The following is a 24184-nucleotide window of genomic DNA, read 5'->3' on the forward strand; positions in this document are numbered from 1 at the left end:
GGCTCGTGTGGGAGCTGGCGGCAACGGGCAGCTCGGTTGTCACCAGGAGCTATTGCTTGATGACCAGTGAGGGTGAGTCAAATGCCGTTTTCCCGGCTTCGTCAATGGTCCCTAGTCTTGCTTGCGTCAGCGCTGGTCGCCGCGCTCACCGGGACAGTGGCGACCGCACCCAATGCTGCTGCTGCTCCCGGGTGCCCTGCGGGAACTGCGATGAACATCGTCGCCCATCAGGATGATGACCTGATATTCCAGAGCCCCTGGCTCCTCTCGGCCATCCGCGACGGGTTGTGCGTGCGCACTGTCTATCTCACGGCCGGCGACGCCAATGACGACGCGGACTACTGGGGCGCGCGGGAGGACGGTGTGAAGGCCGCCTACGCCCACCTCGCCGGGACCGGCGACTCCTGGACGACTTCGGATGCCGGTGTCGCCGGGCACCCGATTCCGGTGGCCACCCTGGACGGGGCCCCGCAGCTGTCGCTGGCCTTCATGCGGCTGCCGGACGGTCACCGCGATGGAAGAGGCGGATCCAACTACGGTTACCAGAGCCTGCAGAAGCTCTACAGCGGCGCGATCGGCACGATCACTGCCGTCAACGACTCCTCCTCGTACACGCTTCCGGCGCTTCAGGACACCCTGCTGGCGTTGATGAACAGCTACCAGCCGGACCGGATTTCCACGCTGGACTTCGCCGGCAGCTTCGGCGACGGGGACCACAGCGACCACCACTCCGTCGCCTACCTCGTGCTCGGCGCGCACCAGCAGTACACCCTGGCCCACTCGATTACCGGCTACCAGGGCTACGGCACCTCCCAGCGCCCGTCCAATGTGGCCGATCCCGACCTGACGGCCAAGACCGACGCCTTCCTGGTCTACGCCCAGCATGATTCCAAGACCTGCACCACGGCCGCTGAATGCGCCGACAATTCGATCGGCAAATGGCTGTCCCGCTCCTACACCGTCGCTGCGACTGCAGCGGCTCCGGCTGCCGGCCCGGACCCCGCCAACGTTGCGGCCTCGGCGTCGGTCACGGCCAGTTCCCAGAACACGGCCTCGGGCCAGACCGCGGTGAAGGCCGTGGACGGCGTCATCGCAGGCCACCCCATCGACGCCACCAGGGAATGGGCCACCGTCGGCGGCAAAGCCGGGAGCTATCTCAACCTCGCCTTCCCGTCCGCCGTCACCCTGAACCGGGTCGTGCTCTTCGACCGGCCCAACGCCAGCGACCAGATCACCGGCGGCACCCTGACCTTCTCCGACGGAACCACCGTCCCGGTGCCGGCGCTGGACAACGCCGGGCAGGCGACCAGCATCAGCTTCCCCGACCGCGCCACCACGAGCCTGCGGCTGACCGTCACCACCGTCAGCGGCACGACCAAGAACGTCGGGCTCGCCGAACTCCAGGCCTTCCCGGGCACCGCCGCCCCCGCGCCCGCTCCCACGGCCAGCAACGTTGCGGCCTCGGCATCGGTCACGGCCAGTTCCCAGAACACGACCTCGGGCCAGACCGCGGTGAAGGCCGTGGACGGCGTCATCGCCGGCCACCCGGTCGACGCCACCCGGGAATGGGCCACCGTCGGCGGCAAGGCCGGCAGCTACCTCAACCTCGCCTTCCCCGCCGCCGTCACCCTCAACCGGGTCGTGCTCTACGATCGGCCCAACGCCAGCGACCAGATCACCGGAGGCACGCTCACCTTCTCGGACGGAAGCACCGTCGCGGTGCCGGCCCTGGACAACGCCGGCCAGGCGACCAGCATCAGCTTCCCCGACCGCGCCACCACCAGCCTGCGGCTGACCGTCACCACCGTCAGCGGCACCACCAAGAATGTCGGGCTCGCCGAACTCCAGGCCTACCCGGGCACCGCCGCCCCCGCGCCGGCCCCGGCTCCCGCTCCCGCCCCCGCCGCCAGCAACGTCGCGGCCTCGGCGTCAGTCACGGCCAGTTCCCAGAACGACACCTCGGGCCAGACCGCTGTGAAGGCCGTGGACGGCGTCATTGCCGGCTACCCGGTCGACTCGACCCGGGAATGGGCGACCGTCGGCGGTAAGGCCGGCAGCTACCTCAACCTCGCCTTCCCCGCCGCCGTCACCCTGAACCGGGTCGTGCTCTACGACCGGCCCAACAGCAACGACCAGGTCACCGGCGGCACCCTGACCTTCTCCGACGGAAGCACCGTCGCGGTCCCCGCCCTGGACAATGCCGGCCAAGCAACCACCATCAGCTTCACCGGCCGCGCCACCACCAGCGTGCGGCTGACCGTTACCACCGTCAGCGGCACCACCCGCAACGTCGGGCTCGCCGAATTCCAGGCCTACGCGAATTGACGCCAACCGCCGTCGAAAACAAGGCAGCGCGGGGATCCTTCCATGGTGTGTGACAACCATGGAAGGATCCCCGCGCTGCCTTGAAGGCGGGGCGGGCCGGTCAGGACAGTTTGGCCGGCAGGGTCTTGGGCATAAACGCCGGCCGGGTGGCCTCGAACGCGGTGATGTCTTCCTCGTGCTTGAGGGTCAGGCCAATGTCGTCCAGGCCCTCGAGCAGGCGCCAGCGGGTGTAGTCGTCAATCTCGAACGGTGCCACGATGTTGCCGCACTGGACCGTCTTGGAGAGGAGGTCCACGGTGACCGCCGTGCCCGGGGCGTTCTCCAGTTCCTTCCAGATGAGCTCGATGTCATCCTGGGCCAGTTCCGCGGCGAGCAGGCCCTGCTTGCCGGAGTTTCCCCGGAAGATGTCGGCGAAGCGTGAGGACAGCACGGTCTTGAATCCGTAGTCCTTGAGCGCCCAGACGGCGTGCTCGCGGGAGGATCCGGTGCCGAAGTCGGGTCCGGCCACCAGGACGGAGCCCGCGTTAAACGGCTCCTGGTTCAGGATGAACGCCGGGTCCTTGCGCCAGGCTGCAAAGAGCGCGTCCTCGAACCCGGTGCGCGTGATGCGCTTGAGGTAGACGGCCGGGATGATCTGGTCCGTGTCGACGTTGCTTTGGCGCAGCGGGACGCCGATGCCGGTGTGGGTGGTGAACTTTTCCATGGCGATCTCCTAGGCGGCGTCGGTGCGGATGGCGGCGGACTCGGGCGCGGGGTCCAGGTCCGACGGCGAGCTCAGGGTCCCGCGCACCGCCGTCGCCGCTGCCACCACCGGTGAGACCAGGTGGGTGCGCCCGCCCTTGCCCTGGCGGCCCTCAAAGTTGCGGTTGGAGGTGGACGCGCAGCGCTCCCCCGGTTCCAGCTGGTCCGGGTTCATGCCCAGGCACATGGAGCAGCCGGCAAAGCGCCATTCGGCGCCGAAGTCCTTGAAGACCTTGTCCAGGCCCTCGGCCTCGGCCTCGAGGCGGACGCGGGCGGAGCCGGGGACCACCAGCATCCGGATGTTGGGGTCCTTGGTCCGGCCGCGGATGATGTCCGCGGCGGCGCGGAGATCCTCCATCCGGGAGTTGGTGCAGGAGCCCAGGAAGACCGTGTCCACCCGGATGTCCTTCATCGGGGTGCCGGCTTCCAGGCCCATGTACTGCAGCGCGCGTTCCGCCGCGGCCTTGGCGTTCTCGTCGCCGAAGTCCTCGGGCGAGGGCACCCTGGCGGACAGGGACACGCCCTGGCCGGGGTTGGTTCCCCAGGTCACAAAGGGTTCCAGCATGTCGGCGTCGAGATCCACCTGAACATCGAACGTCGCGTCGTCCTCGGAGCGCAGGGTGTTCCAGTACTCGACGGCGGCATCCCACTCGGCGCCCTGGGGCGCGTGCGGGCGGCCGAACATGTAGTCGTAGGTGGTCTGGTCCGGGGCAACGAGTCCGGCGCGGGCGCCGGCTTCGATGGACATGTTGCAGATGGTCATCCGGGCTTCCATGGACAGCGCACGGATCGCGGAGCCGCGGTACTCCAGCACGTAGCCCTGGCCTCCGCCCGTGCCGATCTTGGCGATCACGGCCAGGATGATGTCCTTGGCGGAAACACCGGGACGCAGGGTGCCCTCGACGTTGATGGCCATGGTCTTGAAGGGCTTCAGCGACAGCGTCTGGGTGGCCATGACATGCTCCACCTCGGAGGTGCCGATGCCCATCGCCAGGGCGCCGAACGCGCCGTGGGTGGAGGTGTGCGAGTCGCCGCAGACCACGGTCATGCCGGGCTGGGTGAGGCCCAGCTGCGGGCCCACGACGTGGACGATCCCCTGTTCGGCGTCGCCGAGCGAATGGAGCCGGACACCGAATTCCTGGCAGTTGTTGCGCAGGGTCTGGATCTGCGTGCGGCTGGTGAGGTCGGCAATAGGCTTGTCGATGTCCAGCGTGGGCGTGTTGTGATCCTCGGTGGCGATGGTGAGGTCCGGCCGGCGCAGCGGGCGCCCGGCCAGCCGCAGTCCCTCAAAGGCCTGCGGCGAGGTCACCTCGTGCACCAGGTGGAGGTCGATGAAAAGAAGGTCGGGCTGGGCATTGGCTCCTTCGCCGTCGCCTTTGCGCACCACGTGCGCGTCCCAGACTTTCTCGGCCAGTGTCTTTGCCACGGCCTGCTCCCTTCACTGCGGTGTCCGTACTTGCCGGCTTGTTCTCTCCACTGAATCAGCACTCCCGCGTAATGCGCCAGCGAGTTGACTTGCATCTCAGATAATGAGACGGCAATATCATTACATGGACAATTCTAGTGGAGTCGGTGTCATCGATAAAGCGGCCCATGTGCTTGACGCACTTGAGGCCGGCCCTACCACCCTGGCGCAGCTTGTTGCGGCCACGGGACTGGCGAGGCCGACCGTGCACCGGCTGGCCCTGGCGCTGGTCCACCACCGGCTGGTCAGCCGCGACATCCAGGGCCGCTTTGTCCTGGGCAGCCGCCTCGTGGAGCTCGCGTCCGCGGCCGGCGAGGACCGGTTGATCGCCTCCGCCGGACCGGTCCTGATGCAGCTGCGCGATGCCACCGGCGAAAGCGCCCAGATCTTCCGCCGGCAGGGTGACTGGCGGGTCTGTGTGGCCTCCGCCGAGCGGCCCATCGGCCTGCGCGACACCATTCCGGTCGGCACCCAGTTGTCCATGAAGGCCGGCTCCGCCGCCCAGGTGCTGCTGGCCTGGGAGGACCACGACCGGCTCCTGGAGGGCCTGCAGTCCGCCCGCTTCACGCCCACCGTCCTCGCCGGCGTCCGACGCCGGGGCTGGGGCCAGAGCCTCGGCGAACGCGAGCCGGGAGTCGCCTCCGTGTCGGCCCCCGTGCGCGGTCCCTCCGGCCGGGTCATCGCCGCCGTCTCGATCTCCGGGCCGATCGAGCGCCTGACCCGCCAGCCCGGACGGCTGCACGCCGAAGTGGTCTGCAACGCGGCCCGCGTGCTGACCGAGGCACTGCGCAAAACCAACGATTAGCGGCATAGGCTGTCCGCATGAGCAGTTATGCGGTGTTCCTGCGCGGGGTCAACGTTGCCGGCATCACCATTAAGATGGCCGATCTGAAGGCGGTCCTGACGTCCCGTCCGTTTTCGGACGTGACGACGCTGCTCGCCAGCGGAAATGTTGTGCTGACCAGCGAGCTGTCCCCCGCCGGCGTGAAGAAGGAATTCGAAGCCTGCCTCCGCGAGTCCTTCGGCTACGACGCGTGGGTGGTGGTCCTGGCCGCGGACCGGGTGGGCGAACTGGTGGCGGCGTGCCCCTACCCCGCGGACGACGCGTCCACCCACACCTACCTCACGCTCGGCTCGGACGCCGACGTGCTGGCGGAGCTGTATGACGCCGGCAGCGCCCTGGACGGCGCACAGGTGACCATGCTGGGTCCGGAGGCGCTGGCCTGGCTGGCGCCCGCCGGCGGCACGCTGGACAGTCCGTTCAGCAAGCTCTCCTCGAAGCCGAAGTACAAGGCCTCCACCACCACCCGCAACCTGCGCACCATGATCAAGGTCCGTGACGCGGCAGCGCTTCTCTAGGGCACCCCCACGGCAGCCGCAGCGCTGCTGTAGGCGCAGCACCACGGCAGACCCGGCGCCGGCGTAGGCGCACGGGAGTCCGGCTGCGCGGCACTGCCGGGGAACGGTCAGCGCGCCGCCGCCTGCAGGGCTCTGTTGAAGGACGCCAGGCGGCTGACCTCAAGCGCCACGGGCTCCACCACATAATCCTCCGCCACGGCCGCGACGGACGCCTTGAGCCGCTTCCGCGCCGCCGCGCCCCGGGCCCGGGCAGCGGCTCCCGCGATGACCTTCGCGAGGATGGCAAGGACGATCCCGAGCAGTGCGCCGCCGGCGATCATCACGGTCGGCACAGGCCAGCCCTGCACCAGCGGGACCTCCGGGACGGGGAGCTGGAAATAGCCCAGCGCGGCGAGCACGCCGAGCCAGGCGAAGCCGCCGAGGGCCGTCAGCAGCGCCAGCCACTGCACGGTGTTGAACGGCGTCCACCACCAGGCCTTGCCCGCGGCCTTCAGATCCGTGGCCGCGATGGCCTGGTCCAGCGCATCGGGCAGCTGCTCGCGGCCCTCCCGGGCGGCGCCGCGGATAACGGCCCGCCAGGGGCCGGGGGCGCCGTCGGATGCGGCATCGGCAAATTCCCGGACGGCGGCATCCGTGCGGGCCCGCTCCGGGGCGCCGGCGGGCGGCAGCGAGGTGCGGTTCAGGTCAGGCCGGGCGCCCTCCCGGCGCAGGTTGAGCCGGCGCAGCGGGTCCGGCCGGAAGCGGACCAACCAGCGGGTGACCGGCCAGCCGGTGCGGCGGGTCGACTCCAGCTGGTACGACCGGACGACGGCTTCCGCGACGAGCGGGACGTTGGCCGCGACCGCCAGCTCCTCGGCCAGCAGGGACTTTGACCCCGCTTTGACGCCGGCCGCCTCCCCCGCTCCGGATGCCTCGGCGAGCCGGGCGCAGGCGCGCGTGACATCGGCGCCGAGGCGCTGGGACTGGGCCTGCCGCTGCGTGGCCACCTGCCGGATGGCGGCCCGGACCTGGTCCACGCCGGTTCCCACCACGGCGGAGGCGCCTATGACCTGCACCTTGCCCAGCCCGTCCCGCGCCAGGATGGCTTTCAGGGACTCCAGCACCGGGGGAATATCCCGGTCCGGAAGCCGGTCGATCTGGTTCAGCACCACCAGGGTGACGGCGCCGTGGGAGGCCAGCGGAGCGAGGAAGTCGTTGTGCACCGCGGCGTCGGCGTACTTTTGCGGATCGAGCACCCAGACCAGGACGTCGACCAGTCCCACCATCCGCTCCACGATCTCGCGGTTGGCGGCCCGGGTGGAGTCGAAATCGGGGAGATCCAGGAGGATCAGGCCCGTGCCGTCGTCGGCGAAACCGGGGACCGGGGTGGCGTGGTGCCGGTTGCGCACCTCCAGCCAGTCCAGCAGCTCGTCGCTGCCCTCGGCGCCCCAGATGCCGGCGAGCGGCTCGGAGGTCGTGGGCCGCCGGGCTGCCGCCGTCGCGATGTCCTCGCCGCTGACGGCGTTGAACAGGGACGACTTGCCGCTCCCGGTGGCCCCGAAGAATCCGACGACGGTGTGGTCCCCGGACAGGGAGCGCCGCGAACTGGCCCGCTCCAGCACCTGGAGCACACCGTCCAGGACCTCGTCCGGGAGCGCCCCGTCGGCCAGTTCGCGGGCCTCGTTCAGGGCCTCAAGCCGGCGGTCCAGACGGGAGGCCTCGGCGGCGGCGCCATGGCGGCTCACGCGGAGGCCGCCAGACGGCGCAGCGCCGCGGCATGGCCGGCGAGCACGGCCGGGGTGACCCCGCCGGAGACCTCGAGCCGGGCCAGAAAGCGCTGTTGTTCGTCCCGGAGCAGGCTCTGGCAGCGGGTGTGGAGATCCTCGCGGGCCGTCCTGGCCAGCCGGCGCACGGCGTCCTCACCGAACACCGCCTCCAGCAGCCGCTGCCCGGCGACAGCGGTTCCGCCGGCGACGCCGACCTCCAGCCCGGTGAGTCCGGCGGTCATGGAGAAGACCACGATCATCAGGGCGGCACCGAGGCCGTTGATGCCGAAGGACAGCCAGCGGGCCTGGGTCCGCTTGCCCTGGCCTTCGGTCCGGATCAGCTCCATGAGGCTCCCCTGCCAGGCCCGGATCTCGGCAGCAGCCTTCTCGGCGAAACCGTCGGAGGTTCCGGAGAGGTCGTCGCTGCCCAGCAGTTGCCGGCCGGCCGGATCGGAGCGCCAGCGGCCGTCCGCATCCTCGGCGGCGTTGGCGGCCTCATCGATAATGACGGCCTGCAGGCCGGTTTCGATTGCCGTCTCCACCCGTACCGCCGGTGCCGGTTCGCCGCGGAAGAAGGCGCCCACCCGGTCGCGGAAGCGGCCGACGTTCTGCTCCACGGCCCGGAAGAACTCGCCGGTGCCCACGAAGTCCTGCCAGCGGGCCAGGACCTCGCCCCGCAGCAGGGCGCCGTCACGGGTGGCCTCCAGGATTCTGGCCACGGCGTCCCGGTAAGCGTCCCGGGCGTCCCCGGCGAGGACGTCGGCGGCGTGTTCCTGCTCTTCGGCGGCCTGCGCCACCGCCTCGACACGGCTCCCCAGGGCCCTGACGGTCCCGTTGAGCGTCCGGCGGGCGATGTCGGCGCGCCCGGCCGCGTCCGCGGCGAGTTCCTGCAGCCAGAGCCGCAGCGGATCCACGGCGGCGGGCGGAAGCATCCCCAGGTGGTCCAGGTCCGCCTCGGGGACGACAAACAGGCGGGCCCCGCCCAGGCCCTCCCTGCTGAGCATCGACTGCAGGTCGGCACTGACCTCGGCTTCGGCGGCCGCCGGCACGCGGTCCAGGACCACGGCGACCATGATGTCCCGGGAGGCCGCATCCAGCAGCAGGCGCCACGGAACGGCGTCGGCATACCGGTTGGCGGTCGTGACGAACACCCACAGGTCGGCGGCTGCCAGCAACTGGCCGGCCAGCTTGCGGTTGTCGGCGGAAATCGAGTCGACGTCGGGAGCGTCCAGCAGCGCGATTCCCTGGGGCACCGCTGCATCGGCGACCAGCACCAGTGACGTGATCGCGGCCGGGTCAGGGGTAGGGCCCGCCTGGCTGGCGGGCAGTGGCTCGCGGTTCACCGTGCCGCGGATCCGGCTCAGGCTCGGCAGGACCCGCTGGTCCTCGAACCAGCGTCCGTCGGCGGGGTGGTGGAGCAGGATGGGCTGACGCGTGGTGGGCCGGATGGCACCCGCGCGGGTGACGGCGTGCCCGACGAGCCCGTTGACGAGGGTCGACTTTCCGGCGCCGGTGGAACCGCCCACCACGGCCAGCAGGGGTGCGTCCAGGCTCCGGTAGCGCGGCAGGATGTAGTCCTCGAGCTGGGCAAGGGCGTTGCGAATGTCCCTCCGGGCCTCGTCCGAGCCGGGCAGGGCCAGGGGCAGGGCGGCGGCAGCCAGGTCGCGGTGGACGGCTTCCAGCAATTCAACGGCCTGGCCGGTGGTTTCTTCGGGGCTCACCGCAACATCATGCCAGTTCCGGGTCCTGCCGGCTGGGCGCCGCAGTGCGGACAACGAAAAACGGCCCCGGGCTGATGCCCGGGACCGTTTCATTTGTGACCCCAGCGGGATTCGAACCCGCGTTACCGCCGTGAGAGGGCAGCGTACTAGGCCGCTATACGATGGGGCCGCGTACTCTCCAGAACGGCATTCCTGCCATTCGCGCTAAGCGATTATTTCATACACTCAGCAAGTGTTTCAAATCGGCGAACCGACCGGAAACCCCTGATCAGCCGCGGAAATCCGCGGATTTTTCAGAGCTGGGATACCAGGACTCGAACCTAGAATGACGGTACCAGAAACCGTAGTGTTGCCAATTACACCATATCCCAATGGAACTTTCGGGCCGGATCCGTGGGTCTAAACCCGCGCTCCCGGCGCCTCAGCACGAGTAATTACTTTACCCGAGAGTTTTCGTCTGCACAAATCGGGCCGTCCTGCCCCGCGGATGAGTGTCCTGCATCACAGCCGCGGGGTGCGTTCCGCCGTTACGCCAGCAGCTCCAGCAGGGAACCGATCTCGCGGCCGGCAAAACCCGTGGCAGGCTCCCCGCCGCGGTTGAGCCAGACGCCCAGGAGGCCTGCCGCCGTCGAGCCGTCGGCGTCGAGGAGGCGGTTGTCCCCCACGTAGAGCGTTTCGCCGGCGCCGGTGCCGAGCCGGCGGACGCCCTCCAGGTAGATGGCCGGATCGGGCTTCGCCGCACCAACGGTGTCCGTGCCGACGAGCACACTGATGCGCGCCAGCCCGGCGGCGTCCAGCTTGACCCGCTGGTAGTCGTGGACATTGTTGCTCACGGCTCCGTAGGGGATGCCGGCGGAGTCCAGCGCGTCCAGCATCGGGGTGACGTCGTCGAAGGCGCGGATGTAGCCGTGCTGCCGGCTGGCGTAGGAACTGACCCAGTGGTGGGCCTGCTCGCCCTCCTCCAGCTCCACGCCGAAGTGCCCCAGGGCGGCCCGGCCGCGGAGCAGGCGCTGTTCGTTGAAGCTCAGCTCACCGGCCAGGTACCGGTCGTAGAAATGGGTGGTCTCGCGGGTGAAGATCCGCCCGAACTTCTCCCACCCGGCCTGGTCCAGGCCGGGCAGGAGATGTTCACTGACGTCGCGGAGCGCCGCGGTCATGGCGAACTCGAGATCCACGAGCGTGTCGTCGATGTCGAACAGCACGCCGCGGACGCCGCCCAGGCCGGCGGCCAGGGCGCTGGTCCTGGCGTTGTTCTGCGCTGAGGGCGAGCCCATCATCAGCCGCGGAACGCGCGCAGCCGGGCCAAGGACGAGTCCTTGCCCAGGATCACCATGGATTCGAACAGCGGCGGCGAGATCCGGCGGCCGGAGATGGCCGTGCGGACCGGGCCGAAGGCCAGCCGCGGCTTGACGCCGAGGCCCTCCACGAGGGCCTCCTTGAGCGCGGCCTGGATGCTCTCGGCATGCCAGTCGGCCAGCGGCTCGAGGGCGGCCAGGGCGGCGTCGAGCACCTCCGTGAGGTTCTCCGGAAGCCCCTTGCGGGCGTCGTCGGCGACGTCGATCGCGTCGTCGGCCTTGAACAGGAAGGCGAGCAGCTCGGGGGCCTCGCCGAGCAGCGAGATGCGCTCCTGGATCAGCGGGGCGGCCTCGGTGAGGATCTCCTCCTGGCGCGCGGTCAGGGTGTCGCCGACAAACCCGGCGGTGCGCAGGTACGGGACCAGACGGCCGCGGAAGTCCTCGGCGCCGAGCATCCGGATGTGGGTGCCGTTGATGGCCTCGGCCTTCTTGATGTCGAAGCGGGCCGGGTTGGCGAGCACGTCGTTGACGTCGAAGTGCTCGATCAGCTGGTCCACCGTGAAGATGTCCTCGTCGGCGGAGAGGCTCCAGCCGAGCAGCGAGAGGTAGTTCAGCAGGCCCTCCGGGATGAAGCCGCGGTCCCGGAGCAGGAACAGGTTGGACTGCGGGTCGCGCTTGGAGAGCTTCTTGTTGCCCTCTCCCATGACGTACGGCAGGTGGCCGAAGACCGGCAGGTAGCTGGCGACGCCGATGTCCATCAGCGCGCGGATCAGCACCACCTGGCGGGGCGTGGACGAGAGCAGGTCCTCGCCGCGGAGCACGTGGGTGATGCCCATCAGCGCGTCGTCGACCGGGTTGACCAGCGTGTACAGCGGGGATCCGTCGGCGCGGACGATGACGTAGTCCGGGATGCTGCCGGCCTTGAAGGTGATGTCGCCGCGGACCATGTCGGTGAAGGTGACGTCCTCATCGGGCATCCGCACCCGGAGCACCGGCTGGCGGCCCTCGGCCTTGAACGCGGCCAGCTGCTCCGCGGAAAGCTCGCGGTCGAAGTTGTCATAGCCGAGCTTGGGGTCGCGGCCGGCGGCGCGGTGCCGCGCCTCGACTTCGTCCGGGGAGGAGTAGCACTCGTAGGCGTAGCCGGCCTCGATCAGCTTGGCGACGACGTCCTTGTACAGGTCCAGGCGCTGTGACTGGCGGTAGGGCTCGTGCGGTCCGCCGACCTCGACGCCTTCCTCCCAGGTGATGCCGAGCCACTTGAGGGCCTCGAGCAGCTGCTGGTAGCTCTCCTCCGAGTCCCGCGCCGCGTCCGTGTCCTCGATGCGGAACACGAAGGTGCCCTTCGTGTGTCGGGCGTGGGCCCAGTTGAACAGGGCGGTGCGGATCAGGCCGACGTGGGGGGTGCCGGTGGGCGACGGGCAGAACCGGACACGGACCGGGGTGTCGGCGGTGACTTCGCTGGTCAGGCTGGGGGCGGAGCTGGAGACGGCGTCGGGCGCAGAGGGAGTAGTCATAGTGACTCCAACTTTACCGCCTGCCGCCAGTCGCTCTACCGCCTGCGGCCGCGCGCCGGTTGCGGGCGCGACAGCGCCTTCACCAGGTAATATCCGGCGAGCACCAGGCCTGCCGCGAGGAAGGCCAGCGCCAGCCACAGCGGCCCGTCCAGCCAGTTGACGGCGCGTGCCGCCATCGAGAACGTGCCGATCGAGCCCAGGGCGAAGAACACGAAGGAACGGCGGTTCCGGGGACGCTGCAGGGCACGAATCAACCCGCGGATCAACATCTGCATTCCCGCTCCGCCTAGCGGCGGACGACCGGGTTGGAGAGCCGGCCGATGCCCTCGATCTCGACCTCGAAGCGGTCACCGGCCTGGACCAGTCCGACGCCGGCCGGGGTGCCGGTCATGATGACGTCGCCGGGCAGCAGGGTGAAGGCCTGCGAGACGATGGAGACGAGCTCACGGACGCCGCGGATCATCTGGCTGGTGCTTCCGTCCTGGCGCAGTTCGCCGTTGAGGCGGCCCTGGATCTGCAGGTCCTCGGTGTTCAGTTCGGTCTCGATCCACGGCCCCAGCGGCGCGGAGGTGTCGAAGCCCTTGGCCCGGGCCCACTGCAGATCCGTCTTCTGGACGTCGCGGGCGGTGAGGTCGTTGCCGCAGGTGTAGCCGAAGATGACGTCGTCAACGCGCTCCTCGGGGACGTCCTTGCAGATCCGGCCGATCACGACGCACAGCTCGGCTTCAAAGGACACCTCCTCGGAAAACTCCGGCAGGACGATCGGATCGTTGGGCCCGATCACGGAGGTGTTGGGCTTGAGGAAGAGCAGCGGCTGCTTGGGAACCTCGTTGCCGAGTTCCCGGGCGTGTTCCACGAAGTTGCGGCCGACGCCGATGACCTTGCTGCGCGGGATGATCGGGGCGAGCAGGCGCACATCCTCCAGCTTGTGCCGCGCGGCGGTGCGTTCCACGCCATGGAAGAAGGGGTCGCCGTTGATGACAGTGACTTCCTCACTGCCAGGCTCACCTTCAACAATGCCGTAGAGGGGATCAGAATCGACTACAAACCGGGCGATACGCATGGCCCCTAGCGTACCGTCTCCGGCGGGCTAGGACGTGCTGCTGTCCAGGCGCAGGTAGTGCAGCTGGGCGGCCACGGAGAGTTCCGCCGCGGGCCGCACGGCGGGGTCGACGGCGGCATACACGGCGTCGGCCACGTCAGCCACCTCGGCGCCGGACCCCAGGTTTTCGAGGGCGGAGCGGATTTGCCCGAGGCGGTCCTGGCGGTGGTCCCGGTAGGCGCGGACGATCGTGTCCAGGGCGGGCAGCATCGGCCCGTGGGCCGGGAGGACCGTCGCGGAGCCCAGGGATTCCAGCCGGTCCAGCGAGGCCAGGTAGTCGCCCAGGGTGCCGTCGGGATAGTCCAGGACCGTCGTTCCCAGGCCCAGGATCGTGTCGCCGGTGAGGACCGAGCCCCGGGCGCCGTCCTGCGGCAGGTGGAAGCAGACCGAGTCGGAGGTGTGTCCCGGCGTCGCCAGGACGCGGATCTCGGCTCCGGCGGCGTTGATGACCTCGCCGTCCACCAGGGGGCTGCCCCCGTGGCAGTGCGCGGGGTCCTTGGCGCGCACGGGTGCTCCCGTCAGTTCGGCGAATCTGGCCGCCGCGGCGGTGTGGTCCGCGTGCCGGTGCGTGATCAGGATGAGCTCGACGGCGCCAGCCTGGGCCAGTTCCTGCAGGTGCGGCTCATCCAGCGGGCCGGGATCCACGACGACGGTGCCGGCCGCCCCGGGTGCCGCAATCACATAGGAATTGGTCCCGTGCAGGCTCATCGGCCCCGGGTTGGGGGCCAGCCTGAAGCGGGTCAGCTCTGTGCTGCGCACCATGGCGCGGGGGTCGTCAGGGATCACAGTTCCATCTTCCCACCGAAGCGTCACCGGCACGAGCGGCCGTCACAGGATCAGCAGCGCCGCGATGACGGCCGGCAGGAGGGCCTCGGCGATGGCGCTGGCCCACAGCCGCCGCTCCGACAGCAACAGGATGATGCCCAGCAGCACGTGGCCCAGGCTCGTGAAGAGCAGCAGGACGCGCCCGGCGGCCGGCTCCGCCCCCGTCAGCATGAGGGCGCCAACGATCGCTCCCACTCCCCAGATCATGTTGTAGAACCCCAGGTTGAACGTCCACATCCGGACGGCGTCCGTGTCCTCGGGCTTGATCAGGAACAGCCTGTGGAGGCGCTGGTCCCGGAAGAAGAAGGACTCGAGGATTCCCACGAGGATCAGCACAACCCCGAAAATGACACCCAGAACCTGAATAAGTCCAGTCATGCGCCATATTGTGCCCCCTGCGTCAGGGCGGGGCTAGGGGCTTGCGGCCGGTCGCACCGGCTCTTTGCCCGGGTCTTTCCCCGGGCTTTTGCCCAGCCGTTAACGACGACGGCGGCCCCGCACCGGAAGGTGGGAGCCGCCGTCGGACGCCGCCTCTGACGGAGGCGCTGACGCCTACGCCAGGCGGGTCAGCCAGCCGTGGGTGTCCTCGATGGTTCCGGTCTGGATGCCCAGCAGCTGCTCGCGGATGGCCATGGTGGTCTCCCCTGCCCTCGCGTCCTCGGAGCCGATGAATTCGGTGTCGTCCTTGAGCACGCCGATCGGGGTGATCACGGCGGCGGTGCCGCAGGCGAAGACTTCGGTGATCTCGCCGGAGGCCACGCCGTCGCGCCATTCAGCCAGGGTGATCTTGCGTTCGGTGACCTCGCGGCCCATGTCCTTGGCAACCTGGATGACGGACATCCTGGTGATGCCCTCCAGGATGGTTCCGCTCAGTGCGGGGGTCACGAGCGAGCCGTCCTTCATCACGAAGAAGACGTTCATGCCGCCGAGCTCTTCCACGGCGTTGTCGTTGAACTGGTCGAGGAAGAGCACCTGCTTGCAGCCGTGGGCCTCGGCTTCCTGCTGCGCGATCAGGGAGGCGGCGTAGTTGCCGCCGCACTTCGCCGCGCCGGTGCCGCCGCGGCCGGCGCGGGCGTACTCGCGGGAGATCCAGATGGAGACCGGCTTGAGCTCGCCGCCGAAGTAGTTCCCGGCCGGGGAGGCGATGACGCGGAAGGACACTTCGCGGGCGGCCCGGACACCGAGGAACGCTTCGGTGGCGATCATGAACGGCCGCAGGTACAGGGCTTCGCCGTCGCCGGAGGGGACCCAGTCCTTGTCCGCCGAGACGAGTTCACGGATGGCGCCGAGGAAATACTCCTCCGGGAGCTCGGGGAGCGCCAGGCGGCGGGCCGACTTGTTCAGGCGGGCGGCGTTGGCCTCGGGGCGGAACGTCCAGATAGAGCCGTCGGCGTGCCGGTAGGCCTTGAGCCCTTCGAAGATTTCCTGGCCGTAATGGAGCACCGCGGCCGAGGGGTCCAGGGAGATGGGGCCGTAGGCCTCCACCCGGGCATCGTGCCAGCCGCCGTTGCCCTCGGCGTCGACGCTGTAGTCGACGATGGCCGTGTGGTCGGTGAAGTAGTTGCCGAAACCCGGGTTCGCCAGGATGGCAGCACGTTCTTCAGCGGATTTCGGGGTGGCCGAAAGATGCTGGGTGAATTCGACGCCATGGGCAGTCTGAGTCATGGTTCCTCCACGGTCGGCTGCCTGGCGTATGACGTGGTTCAGCGTCGGACCACGGCAGCATATTGGTGATTCGAAACAAGCTTACGCCCGTTGGCGGGGCCGCCGTCCCGCGCCGCTGACGGGCCTAGAGGGCGGCGGCGATGGCGTCGCCGATCGCGCTGGTGCTGCGGGCCGCGGTGCCGCGCCCCGCGACGTCGGCGACCACGGCCGCTTCGATCTTGCGGGCGGCGGCGCCGTAGCCGAGGTGGTCCAGGAGGAGCGCGGCGGAGAGGATGGCCGCCGTCGGATCCGCCTTCTGCTGGCCGGCGATGTCCGGTGCCGAGCCGTGGACCGGTTCGAACATGGACGGAGCGGTGCGTTCCATGTTGATGTTTCCCGACGCGGCGAGGCCGATGCCTCCGGTGACCGCGGCGGCGAGGTCTGTGATGATGTCGCCAAAGAGGTTGTCCGTCACGATCACGTCGAACCGCGCCGGGTCGGTGACCATAAAGATCGTGGCGGCATCGATGTGCAGGTAGTCGTGGGTGACCTCGGGGAACTCCTGGGCCACAGCCTCCACGGTGCGCTTCCAGAGGTGGCCGGCGAAGACCAGCACGTTGTGCTTGTGCACCAGGGTGAGCTTCTTGCGCGGGCGGCCGTTGGCGCGGCGGAAGGCATCCCGGACCACGCGTTCGACGCCGTGGGCCGTGTTGAGCGAGACCTCGGTGGCCACCTCGTGCGGGGTGCCGGCGCGCAGCGTGCCGCCGTTGCCGACGTAGGGGCCCTCGGTGCCTTCGCGGACCACGATGAAGTCGATGTCGCCGGGGTTCGCGAGCGGGCTGGCGACGCCCGGGTAGAGGCGGGACGGGCGCAGGTTGACGAAGTGGTCCAGGCTGAAGCGCAGCTTGAGCAGCAGTTCACGCTCGATGATGCCGGAGGGGATCCGGGTGTCGCCCGGGGCTGCCCCGACCGCACCGAAGAGGATGGCGTCGCGGGTGCGGAGATCGGCGAGGGTCTCCTCCGGCAGGGTCTCCCCTGTCTCGAGCCAGTGCTGCGCGCCGAGCCTGTAGTGGGTCTGCCGCAGGACAATGCCCTCGGCGGCGGCAGCCTTCTCAAGGACCTTCACGGCCTCGGCGGTGACCTCGGGGCCGATGCCGTCGCCGGGAATAACGGCCAGATCAATCGTGGATGCACTCATGTTTTCAGCGTAGCCAAGAGATCCACATGCTGGTCAACTTGTCTCATTATTCGAACAGCCGAGTCTCCCGGTTACGGCACCATAGTCACGGGCCGCGGGCCGGCGTGGCGACCACCACGACGTTCTTTCCCCACGGATCCTCCGTGTAGCAGCTGATCAGGACGAGCCGGTTGGGGACGGCGTCCCAGACGGGGCTGTCCTTCAGGGTGGACTTTGAGTACGTGGTGACCGAGTCCACGGCGTAGCGGAGAACGCCCGTCTCCGTGGCCACGGTGAATTCCTGTCCCGGCGCGGCGGCCGAGCTCAAGTGGTTGAACGGTGCGTCCAGGCCTTCCCAACTGTGGCCGATGACGTAGGTGGTGTTCTCGGAACCCACTCCCGGGACGCCGAAGGGTGTGAGCCAGTATCCGTCCATCGTCTCCGGCGGCACAATGCTCCGGCTTTCAGTGGCGGAGTTCTCCGGTGCCAGGGGGTGGACGACGACATCCATGCCTGCTGCCGGGTAGGTGATGCGCTGCGGGCTGGACGCCGCGGCGCCCTGCGCCGCGGGCGCCGGAACCGCGTCCGGGGCGGGCTCCTCGGCCGGAACCAGCCCGGCGCTGGTGCCGGTGGTGCCGGACGACGCCGGCTGCTGGTCCGGCGCAACCCAGGACCCGGTTGCCGCTGCCTCCGGGCCGTAGCCCGGGACCGTGTTCCCCGGCCCGGATGCTGCGTAGAAGAGCCAGGCGCTGACGAGTCCGAGCACGCAGCCGGCCAGGATGAGCATGTCCCTCGCGCTGAGCACCAGGCCACGGATGCCAGGTACCCGGCCCTGGCGGATCCGACGGTGACTGCCCATGAGTGCTCCTGTTGACGTGCCCGCGCTGTGAGGGCTGAAATTGCAGGACGGGTGCTGCACCGCAGCACCCGTCCTCGTTACTGCTTTACCGCTGTGCTAGTTTTCGGTGCTCCAGGCGCGTCGTCCGCCCTGCCAAACCACCGTTGCCGCTCCCGCGGTGAACACTCCGGTCAGCGCCATCAGCCACACGGGAACGCCGGTGTCCGACGAGCCGCCTGCCGCGGTCTGGACGTTGTAGCCGGCGTTCGTCTTTGTGACGGCAGCTGCGGGCTTCGCAGCCGGAACAGCCGCCTTCGGAGCCAGGACAGCCGGCGCCGGCGTATTAGTCGTGTCCGTTCCCGGGGCTTCCGCCTCCGGATCCGGGGTCTCCGCCTCCGGGTCCGGGGTTTCCACCTCCGGGTCCGGATCAGCCGGCGTGATAACAACGGCGACGCAGTTGTTGGCCAGCAGTGCGAGATTGGCGGCGGTCAGGTTCTGGCCGTCGGGGTAAATGTCCCCGTCGTTGGCCGGGACGATGTCGAGCGTGTCGTCCGCGTGGGCCACCAGCGCGTTGAGGCTGATCGTCTCCGAAACGAAGGCGTTTCCCGCCGCGCTGGTCGCATGGCAGATCGTGATTTTTTTGTCTTCCGCGGGAGCCGCGTTGGCAGTGACAGCGGCCGACATGAGCCCCAGCCCCACAACCCCCAGTGTGGCAATTGTTTTTCTCATTTGTCCGTCGCTCCGTCCAGTCAGATTTAAAACTGGCTTGACCGCGCGGAGTAACCGTCTTCGAGACCCAAGAAAAATCAACTATTCGAGACCTCAACAGCGAATTGAATGGTGACAGTTACTCCCCAGCAGTGTCGTCAGTTCGCTTGCTATCTCAGGCTAGGCGGGGCATGCCCGCCGGGTCGTGAGTAGGAGGTACTTGTCTAATCGATGGACTAATACCCTGTTTCTGCCCGCGGTACTCAGTACCGGGGACATTAACTACCTGCTGGTAGCTTTTTGCCGCAGCCGGCCCTCTCCCAGGGCTTCCGGCCCGGCTTAACTACTCGGATTGGCCCCCGCACTCCCGCGAGTACAACGCAAACACTCCCCCACCCCGGTCAGGGTGAGGGAGCATGTCGAGGTGAGACTTGGCGCCCATGTTGCGCAGCGGCATCGGCGCGTAGTCTCACTTCGGCGGACGCGGCGGACGCGGCGGACGCGCCGGTGGTCAAGCCTCGGCCGGCTCCTCGTACTTCGGGAAGACCGGGGCGGGGGCGGGCAGCGCCGTTCCGGCTGCGATCGGCGTGGCCAGGGCGGTGAACTCCCGCGCCTGCCCCTCGGGCTGGCCCAGGGTGTCCAGGATGGCCGCCGTGGCCGCCGGCATGACCGGCTGCGCGAGGATGGCGACGATCCGCAGCACCTCAAGCGTGACGTACAGGACGGTGTTCATGCGTTCGACGTCGGTCTTCCGCAGCACCCAGGGCGCTTGCTCGGCGAAGTACGCGTTCGTGTCGCCCAGGACAGTCCAGATCGCTTCCAGGGCGCGGCTGAATTCCTGCTTTTCGAAGGCGGCGCGGGAGATGCCCAGCAGCCCGTTGGCCTGGCCCAGCAGCGCGGCGTCCTCTGCGGTGAAGCCCCCGGGGGCGGGGACGGCGCCGTCGCAGTTCTTCGCGACCATGGACAGCGAACGCTGGGCCAGGTTGCCGAAGTTGTTGGCCAGGTCCGCGTTCATCCGGCCCACGATCGCGTCGTGGCTGTAGGAGCCGTCCGCGCCGAAGGGAACCTCGCGGAGCAGGAAGAATCGCACCTGGTCCAGGCCGTACTGGGCGACCCAGTCCGCCGGCGCCACCACATTGCCGAGCGACTTGGACATCTTCACGCCCTGGTTGTGCAGGAACCCGTGGATCATGACGCGTTTGGGCAGCTCCAGCCCGGCCGACATCAGGAACGCCGGCCAGTAGACGGCATGGAACCGGGAGATGTCCTTGCCGATCACGTGGACGTCCGCCGGCCAGTACTTCCGGAACAGTTCGGACTCGGTGTCGGGGAAGCCGACGCCGGTCAGGTAGTTGGTCAGTGCGTCCACCCAGACGTACATCACGTGGTCCGGGTTCCCCGGGACGGGGACGCCCCAGTCGAAGGAGGTACGGCTGATGGACAGGTCTTCGAGCCCTCCCTTGACGAAGCTGACGACCTCGTTGAAGCGGTTGTGGGGGGCGCCGAAGGAAGGGTGGTCCGCGTAGAGGGCCAGCAGCCTGTCCTGGTAAGAGGAGAGCTTGAAGAAGTAGCTCTCCTCTTCGGTCCAGGTCACCTCGGTGCCGGTTTCGGACGCGTAGCGCAGCCCGTCGGCCTGCACCTCGGTCTCGTCCTCCACGAAGTACCGCTCGTCGCGGACCGAATACCAGCCGGCGTACTTGGAGAGGTAGATGTCCCCGTTGGCTTCCATCCGCTGCCAGAGCGCCTTGGCCGCCTCGTAGTGGTCCGGGTCCGTCGTGCGGATGAAGCGGCTCAGCGAGATGCCGAGGTCATCGCTCATCTGGCGGAAGGCGGCGGAGTTGCGGTCGGCCAGCTCCTTGACCGGGATGCCTTCCTTTTCCGCCGTCTGCTGCATCTTGAGGCCGTGCTCGTCCGTGCCCGTCATGAAGAAAACGTCGTAGCCGTCCAGGCGCTTGAAGCGCGCCATCGCGTCGGTGGCGATGACCTCGTAGGCGTGGCCGATGTGCGGCACGCCGTTGGGGTAGCTGATGGCCGTGGTGATGTAGAACGGGGTCTTTTCAGAAGTTGTCACAGCTATAACCTAGATCAGTTCGGTGAGGGTATCGCTCTGGCGGACAAGTTCGTGGTCATGTGAAGCCACCAGGACGGCGATCCCGTCCGAGGTGGTGTCCTTGAGGATGCTGATGATGCGGTTGGCCGAGGCCCGGTCCAGGCTGGCGGTCGGCTCGTCGACGATCAGCACCCGGGTGCCCAGGATCAGGGCCCGGGCGATCGCCACACGCTGGCGTTCACCGCCGGAAAGCTGGGCCGGGCGGTGGCGCATGCGCCGGCCCAGGCCGACGAGGTCCAGGAGGTCCTTGGCCATGTCGCGGCGCTTGTCCACCTCGCCGTCGGGCACGGCGGGCAGCAGCACGTTCTCGAGCGCGCTCATGCCGTCGATCAGGGCACCGCCCTGGTCGACGTAGCCGATCAGGGCACGGCGGCGGTCGGCGATTTCGTCGTCGCCCATCGTCTCGAGCGAATCGCCCTCCCAGAACACCCGGCCCGACGTCGGCAGGGTCAGTCCCGCGCCGACCGTCAGGATGCTGGTCTTGCCCGAGCCGCTGCGGCCGGCGACGCAGTGCATCTCGCCGGCGTGCAGCGTCAGGTTGAAGTCATCCACCACGTTGACGGCTTCAGCCCCGCCCTTGCCGCCGCCGTAGTGGATCGTGATGCTGCTGAGCTCCAGCGGTGTGGCGTGGTCCGCGGCCTTCACGATCGTGTTGGCGCGCGTCTGGTGGCCACCGCGGCGGGTGCTCGCCGTCATCCGCTCGTGAGCCTCACGGTCAAGGTTCAGGTCGTTGTTCATCGGACCACTTTCGTTGCAATTGGAATCCAGCAAAGTACAGCCACGAGCCCGGCGACGGCGGCCCAGAGCGCGGCATAGGGGGCGAGGAGCAGACCCACGCCCAGGGCGCCGAGGACGCCCAGCGGCAGCGCGACGGTCCCCACCATGGCGTTTTCGAAGAAACGGACCTGGCCCAGCATGTCCGGGTTCCAGCCCATGGCCTGCAGCGTGCCGAGGTACTGGCGCTTGGCCTGCAGCTCGAAACGGCCTGTGACCATCGTCAGGAGCAGGCCGACGGCGACCCCGGACAGACCGAGGATGATGCTCGGCAGCGTGATGCTGGCGGCCGCCAGCCCGCTGAGCGCGCTCGCTCCGGCGGCCCGGGGAATGTCGATCAGCAGGGCGACCATTCCGCCGACCGCCGCAGCGAAGACGCCGACGGCGACGGCCAGGGAAATGGTGTTGAACTTATTGGTGCTCAGCTGCCGGTTGGCGAAGGTCAGCGGTGAGTCCACGGCGATGAGCCGTTCGTCGTGCTGCGGTTCCTGGTCCACCACGTCGCGGTGGCGCAGCTGCTGGGCGGCGAAGAAGGCCGCCGCCGCGTAGAGCACCAGCACGGAGGCCGAGACGATCGCCGTGGCCGGGTTCCAGCTGAGCAGGCTCAGGACGATTCCGGCAACGGCCAGCAGGGCCGCACCGACACCAAATTCGGCCAGCACCCAGGACCGGATCCGTGCCTGGGTCCAGCCCATGGCGCGCAGGGTTCCGGCCTCGCTGCGGCGCTTGCGGACGTAGCTGACGGTGGAGGCGCCGGTCAGCAGGGCGGCACCGATAAGGGTCAGGAACAGCAGGGTCAGGTTGGTGCCGGTGAGCGACCCGGAGACGGCGTCCGCGGCGTCCTGCCGGACCCACGACTGCTGCACGGTGCCGAGCGGGGATTCCTTGCCGGCGTCGTCCTTGGAGTACCCGGGAACGAAGATGCTGGCGTCCTCGCGGGCCGAGCCGGCCACAATGGTTGCCTGCAGGCCCATGTCCCGGATCTCGTTGGCGAGCTGCTCCACCTCGGGCTGCGCCTCTTTCCAGCTGCCGGGCACCTTGGCCCGGACCCGCACGGCGTCGATCACGGAGGCGTTGTCCTCGTAGCCGCGGGCGGCGGCGAGGCCGTAGTAGTCGGTGATGGCGCCGGCGGACTGGCTTGCCAGGCCCGTGGCGCTCAGCGAGGGCTTGAGCTCGGTGTTCTCGACGTCCTTGCCGGACGCGTCCTTGGTCAGCGTGAACGGCGTGGGGTCATAGCCGCCCAGGGGCAGGCGGTTGACGTCGCCGGCCACGTCCTTGACCTGCTCGGCGTCGAACGTGCCGTAGACCATGGCGAGCGGCGTGGCGAGCTTCTGGCCGGTCTCGAGGTCTTCGCGGTAGGCGCGCTCATCCACGGGCTTGCGCTGTGTCTGGTCCACGGGGGCGCCGTTGGGGGCTTTCTCCGGGAGGCGGTTCACGGTGACCCACTCGCCCGGGATGGCGCTCTTGTCCACGGCACCGTTGCCGGCGGTCGCACCGTCCTCGTACTTCGGGGCGGAGGCGAAGTCGGTGCTCCAGGTGGCGGGGTTGTAGAGGCCCTGGCTGAAGCCTCCGGTGTCGCCGAGCAGCTGTGCCAGGTCCTTGGACCCGGGCCAGGCCAGGGCGAACGGGGACTTGGAGACGAACGGCAGGTAGTCCTTGTCCAGCGAGCGGCTCACGGTCCCGACGTCCTTGACGACGTTGCCGGAACCGTCGATTTCCTCGATCTTGACCGAGTACTCGAGGTCCAGGGAGGTGCCGGAGCGGACAATCAGCGGAATGGCCTGCGAGTCTTCGGTCAGCTGGCCGCCGCGCTTGGCCTGCTGGTACTGGCTCATCAGCGGAGCCCAGTACTTGAGCTTGACGCCGAGGAAATCGGGGCCTTCCTTGAGTTCGTCCATGCTGATGCCGGTGGTGAAGAGGCTTTCGAAGTGGCGGCCGATCGCGCTGGCGTTGCGCGCGTCGGCCGGCGGGGCCTTCTCCAGCGGGGCGAGGAAGTCGCCGGCGGGCCCGAGCAGGGCACGCTCGGCGACGGGGTCGACGGCGACGACGGATTCCGTCACCTGCGGGGCGAGCGGCAGGGACACCGAAAGGTTGAAGAGGCTGTGCTCGGAGCCGCCGGCCGGGGCCGGGAACTTGACGCCGGTCTCCCCCTCCGGGCCCGCGATGCGGACGTTCTTGCCGCCCTCGACCTGCTCTTCAACGAGCTGGGCCTTGCCGAGGGACCCTTCGGCCATGGTCTTGAACAGGGTGTGCTCGGACTGCCCGTCGGAGCTGACGGCGCTGGCGGTGAGGCGGTAGTTCTTCGGGGTGTCGGACAGGACCGATTCCGCGGCCGGCCATTCGACCGGATCAGTGGCGCTGGGGTCCCCGGCGGTGCCGACGAGTCCGGCGTTGTAGCCGAGGTAGTCGGTGGCATCCAGGCGCGGGGACTCAAGGTTCTGGGTGACGCGGGAGACGAGGCTGATGGGGGCCGCCACGGAGGTGCCGGAGAGCTTGCGGAGGGAGTCCAGCTGGTCGAAGCTGATTCCGCCCTGGCCGGTGGCGATGTCCGGCTGCATAAGCCCGCCGTTGTCGTCGGCCCTGGCCTGGACAAGGATGTCGTAGAGCCCGCGAGAGTTCTGGTCGACGGTCCGGTTCAGAGCGGCCTGCGACTGACCCTGCACGAGGACCGAAAGGCACATGGCCGCGATCAAAATGGACGCGGTCAGCAGAAGCACTCGGCTTCTGATGAACCTCTGGACGGCGTTCATTGGGCTCCTGAAAGCTGGATTGCGTGCGCACACCGAAGTTCATTCCATGCGGAAGTGAAGGCGTCCCCTGCCGGGTGTGCAAAAGTAAAGG

The 24184-nt window shown here is 68.8% G+C and carries 20 protein-coding genes and 2 tRNA genes; 3 read left to right on the forward strand and 19 right to left on the reverse strand.

The genetic code is table 11. From position 1 onward, the window contains the following. Window positions 1–210 precede the first annotated feature (210 nt). Complete coding sequence (locus AC06G6_RS12390; protein WP_479822438.1) at window positions 211–2325, forward strand: PIG-L family deacetylase; 2115 nt, start codon at window positions 211–213, stop codon at window positions 2323–2325. 100 nt (window positions 2326–2425) lie between these two features. Here the strand turns inward: AC06G6_RS12390 and leuD are convergent, their stop codons facing one another. Together leuD and leuC are read right to left on the reverse strand one after the other, a co-directional pair. Then, window positions 2426–3028: a 3-isopropylmalate dehydratase small subunit gene (gene leuD / locus AC06G6_RS12395; RefSeq protein WP_463903899.1), complete on the reverse strand. Its 603-nt coding sequence runs from the start codon at window positions 3026–3028 to the stop codon at window positions 2426–2428. A gap of 9 nt (window positions 3029–3037) precedes the next feature. Further along, on the reverse strand, window positions 3038–4492 hold the full coding sequence (gene leuC / locus AC06G6_RS12400; RefSeq protein ID WP_307462438.1) for a 3-isopropylmalate dehydratase large subunit: 1455 nt from the start codon (window positions 4490–4492) through the stop codon (window positions 3038–3040). 124 nt (window positions 4493–4616) lie between these two features. Between leuC and AC06G6_RS12405 the strand changes: the two genes are divergently transcribed. Both AC06G6_RS12405 and AC06G6_RS12410 read left to right on the forward strand, forming a co-directional pair. Then, on the forward strand, window positions 4617–5336 hold the full coding sequence (locus tag AC06G6_RS12405) for an IclR family transcriptional regulator (protein WP_124092291.1): 720 nt from the start codon (window positions 4617–4619) through the stop codon (window positions 5334–5336). Window positions 5337–5353: 17 nt separating this feature from the next. Continuing rightward, window positions 5354–5890: a DUF1697 domain-containing protein gene (locus AC06G6_RS12410; protein ID WP_479822441.1), complete on the forward strand. Its 537-nt coding sequence runs from the start codon at window positions 5354–5356 to the stop codon at window positions 5888–5890. A gap of 107 nt (window positions 5891–5997) precedes the next feature. On the opposite strand, the gene AC06G6_RS12415 is transcribed toward AC06G6_RS12410, so the two are convergent. The 17 genes from AC06G6_RS12415 to AC06G6_RS12495 all read right to left on the reverse strand — a co-directional run bounded on the left by AC06G6_RS12415 (window position 5998) and on the right by AC06G6_RS12495 (window position 24093). Further along, on the reverse strand, window positions 5998–7614 hold the full coding sequence (locus AC06G6_RS12415; protein WP_479822443.1) for a GTPase: 1617 nt from the start codon (window positions 7612–7614) through the stop codon (window positions 5998–6000). Next, window positions 7611–9356 (reverse strand): dynamin family protein, encoded by a 1746-nt coding sequence (locus AC06G6_RS12420; protein WP_479822447.1) that lies wholly within the window; start codon window positions 9354–9356, stop codon window positions 7611–7613. Before AC06G6_RS12420 ends, AC06G6_RS12415 begins: the two co-directional genes overlap by 4 nt. Before the next feature lie 96 nt (window positions 9357–9452). Next, a tRNA-Glu gene (locus AC06G6_RS12425) sits at window positions 9453–9525 on the reverse strand. Between the two features lie 130 nt (window positions 9526–9655). Next, window positions 9656–9727, reverse strand: a tRNA-Gln gene (locus AC06G6_RS12430). Between the two features lie 156 nt (window positions 9728–9883). Further along, window positions 9884–10630 carry an HAD family hydrolase gene (locus tag AC06G6_RS12435; protein ID WP_479828654.1) on the reverse strand — a complete coding sequence of 249 codons (747 nt, stop codon included), beginning with the start codon at window positions 10628–10630 and terminating at the stop codon, window positions 9884–9886. A gap of 2 nt (window positions 10631–10632) precedes the next feature. Continuing rightward, a complete protein-coding gene (gltX, locus tag AC06G6_RS12440) occupies window positions 10633–12165 on the reverse strand; it encodes a glutamate--tRNA ligase (RefSeq protein ID WP_479822449.1) in 1533 nt (510 codons plus the stop codon). A gap of 35 nt (window positions 12166–12200) precedes the next feature. Then, entirely contained in the window at window positions 12201–12440 is a 240-nt protein-coding gene (locus AC06G6_RS12445; RefSeq protein WP_479822451.1) for a hypothetical protein, read from the reverse strand. 11 nt (window positions 12441–12451) lie between these two features. After that, window positions 12452–13228 carry a fumarylacetoacetate hydrolase family protein gene (locus AC06G6_RS12450; protein WP_479822453.1) on the reverse strand — a complete coding sequence of 259 codons (777 nt, stop codon included), beginning with the start codon at window positions 13226–13228 and terminating at the stop codon, window positions 12452–12454. Between the two features lie 27 nt (window positions 13229–13255). Continuing rightward, entirely contained in the window at window positions 13256–14029 is a 774-nt protein-coding gene (locus AC06G6_RS12455; RefSeq protein ID WP_479828657.1) for an MBL fold metallo-hydrolase, read from the reverse strand. Between the two features lie 66 nt (window positions 14030–14095). Further along, window positions 14096–14470, reverse strand: coding sequence for a DUF1304 family protein (locus AC06G6_RS12460; RefSeq protein WP_479822456.1), 375 nt, complete (start codon window positions 14468–14470; stop codon window positions 14096–14098). Between the two features lie 174 nt (window positions 14471–14644). Further along, window positions 14645–15757, reverse strand: a complete 1113-nt coding sequence (locus AC06G6_RS12465) for a branched-chain amino acid aminotransferase (protein WP_479822458.1) — start codon at window positions 15755–15757, stop codon at window positions 14645–14647. A gap of 124 nt (window positions 15758–15881) precedes the next feature. After that, window positions 15882–16934, reverse strand: a complete 1053-nt coding sequence (locus tag AC06G6_RS12470; RefSeq protein ID WP_479822460.1) for a 3-isopropylmalate dehydrogenase — start codon at window positions 16932–16934, stop codon at window positions 15882–15884. An 85-nt stretch (window positions 16935–17019) separates the two neighbouring features. Then, window positions 17020–17772, reverse strand: a complete 753-nt coding sequence (locus AC06G6_RS12475; RefSeq protein WP_479822463.1) for a class F sortase — start codon at window positions 17770–17772, stop codon at window positions 17020–17022. Between the two features lie 96 nt (window positions 17773–17868). Further along, a complete protein-coding gene (locus AC06G6_RS12480; protein WP_479822468.1) occupies window positions 17869–18480 on the reverse strand; it encodes a hypothetical protein in 612 nt (203 codons plus the stop codon). 490 nt (window positions 18481–18970) lie between these two features. Further along, complete coding sequence (gene metG, locus AC06G6_RS12485; protein WP_479822470.1) at window positions 18971–20530, reverse strand: methionine--tRNA ligase; 1560 nt, start codon at window positions 20528–20530, stop codon at window positions 18971–18973. Window positions 20531–20539: 9 nt separating this feature from the next. Further along, a complete protein-coding gene (locus AC06G6_RS12490; protein ID WP_479822472.1) occupies window positions 20540–21307 on the reverse strand; it encodes an ABC transporter ATP-binding protein in 768 nt (255 codons plus the stop codon). After that, window positions 21304–24093 carry an ABC transporter permease gene (locus tag AC06G6_RS12495; RefSeq protein ID WP_479822475.1) on the reverse strand — a complete coding sequence of 930 codons (2790 nt, stop codon included), beginning with the start codon at window positions 24091–24093 and terminating at the stop codon, window positions 21304–21306. The genes AC06G6_RS12490 and AC06G6_RS12495 overlap by 4 nt, the downstream gene beginning before the upstream one ends. Window positions 24094–24184 lie beyond the last annotated feature (91 nt).

The organism is Arthrobacter sp. CJL-S3 (assembly GCF_056711635.1).

Bases quoted from the DNA above. Each gene is read 5' to 3' on its own strand.
- AC06G6_RS12465 (WP_479822458.1), bottom strand. From the start codon at position 15,757: ATGACTCAGACTGCCCATGGCGTCGAATTCACCCAGCATCTTTCGGCC.
- AC06G6_RS12390 (WP_479822438.1), top strand. From the start codon at position 211: ATGAACATCGTCGCCCATCAGGATGATGACCTGATATTCCAGAGCCCC.
- AC06G6_RS12435 (WP_479828654.1), bottom strand. From the start codon at position 10,630: ATGGGCTCGCCCTCAGCGCAGAACAACGCCAGGACCAGCGCCCTGGCC.
- AC06G6_RS12495 (WP_479822475.1), bottom strand. From the start codon at position 24,093: ATGAACGCCGTCCAGAGGTTCATCAGAAGCCGAGTGCTTCTGCTGACC.
- AC06G6_RS12475 (WP_479822463.1), bottom strand. From the start codon at position 17,772: ATGGGCAGTCACCGTCGGATCCGCCAGGGCCGGGTACCTGGCATCCGT.
- AC06G6_RS12470 (WP_479822460.1), bottom strand. From the start codon at position 16,934: ATGAGTGCATCCACGATTGATCTGGCCGTTATTCCCGGCGACGGCATC.
- AC06G6_RS12455 (WP_479828657.1), bottom strand. From the start codon at position 14,029: ATGGTGCGCAGCACAGAGCTGACCCGCTTCAGGCTGGCCCCCAACCCG.
- AC06G6_RS12405 (WP_124092291.1), top strand. From the start codon at position 4,617: ATGGACAATTCTAGTGGAGTCGGTGTCATCGATAAAGCGGCCCATGTG.
- AC06G6_RS12450 (WP_479822453.1), bottom strand. From the start codon at position 13,228: ATGCGTATCGCCCGGTTTGTAGTCGATTCTGATCCCCTCTACGGCATT.
- AC06G6_RS12480 (WP_479822468.1), bottom strand. From the start codon at position 18,480: ATGAGAAAAACAATTGCCACACTGGGGGTTGTGGGGCTGGGGCTCATG.
- leuD (WP_463903899.1), bottom strand. From the start codon at position 3,028: ATGGAAAAGTTCACCACCCACACCGGCATCGGCGTCCCGCTGCGCCAA.
- AC06G6_RS12490 (WP_479822472.1), bottom strand. From the start codon at position 21,307: ATGAACAACGACCTGAACCTTGACCGTGAGGCTCACGAGCGGATGACG.
- AC06G6_RS12445 (WP_479822451.1), bottom strand. From the start codon at position 12,440: ATGCAGATGTTGATCCGCGGGTTGATTCGTGCCCTGCAGCGTCCCCGG.
- AC06G6_RS12460 (WP_479822456.1), bottom strand. From the start codon at position 14,470: ATGACTGGACTTATTCAGGTTCTGGGTGTCATTTTCGGGGTTGTGCTG.
- AC06G6_RS12410 (WP_479822441.1), top strand. From the start codon at position 5,354: ATGAGCAGTTATGCGGTGTTCCTGCGCGGGGTCAACGTTGCCGGCATC.
- gltX (WP_479822449.1), bottom strand. From the start codon at position 12,165: ATGACTACTCCCTCTGCGCCCGACGCCGTCTCCAGCTCCGCCCCCAGC.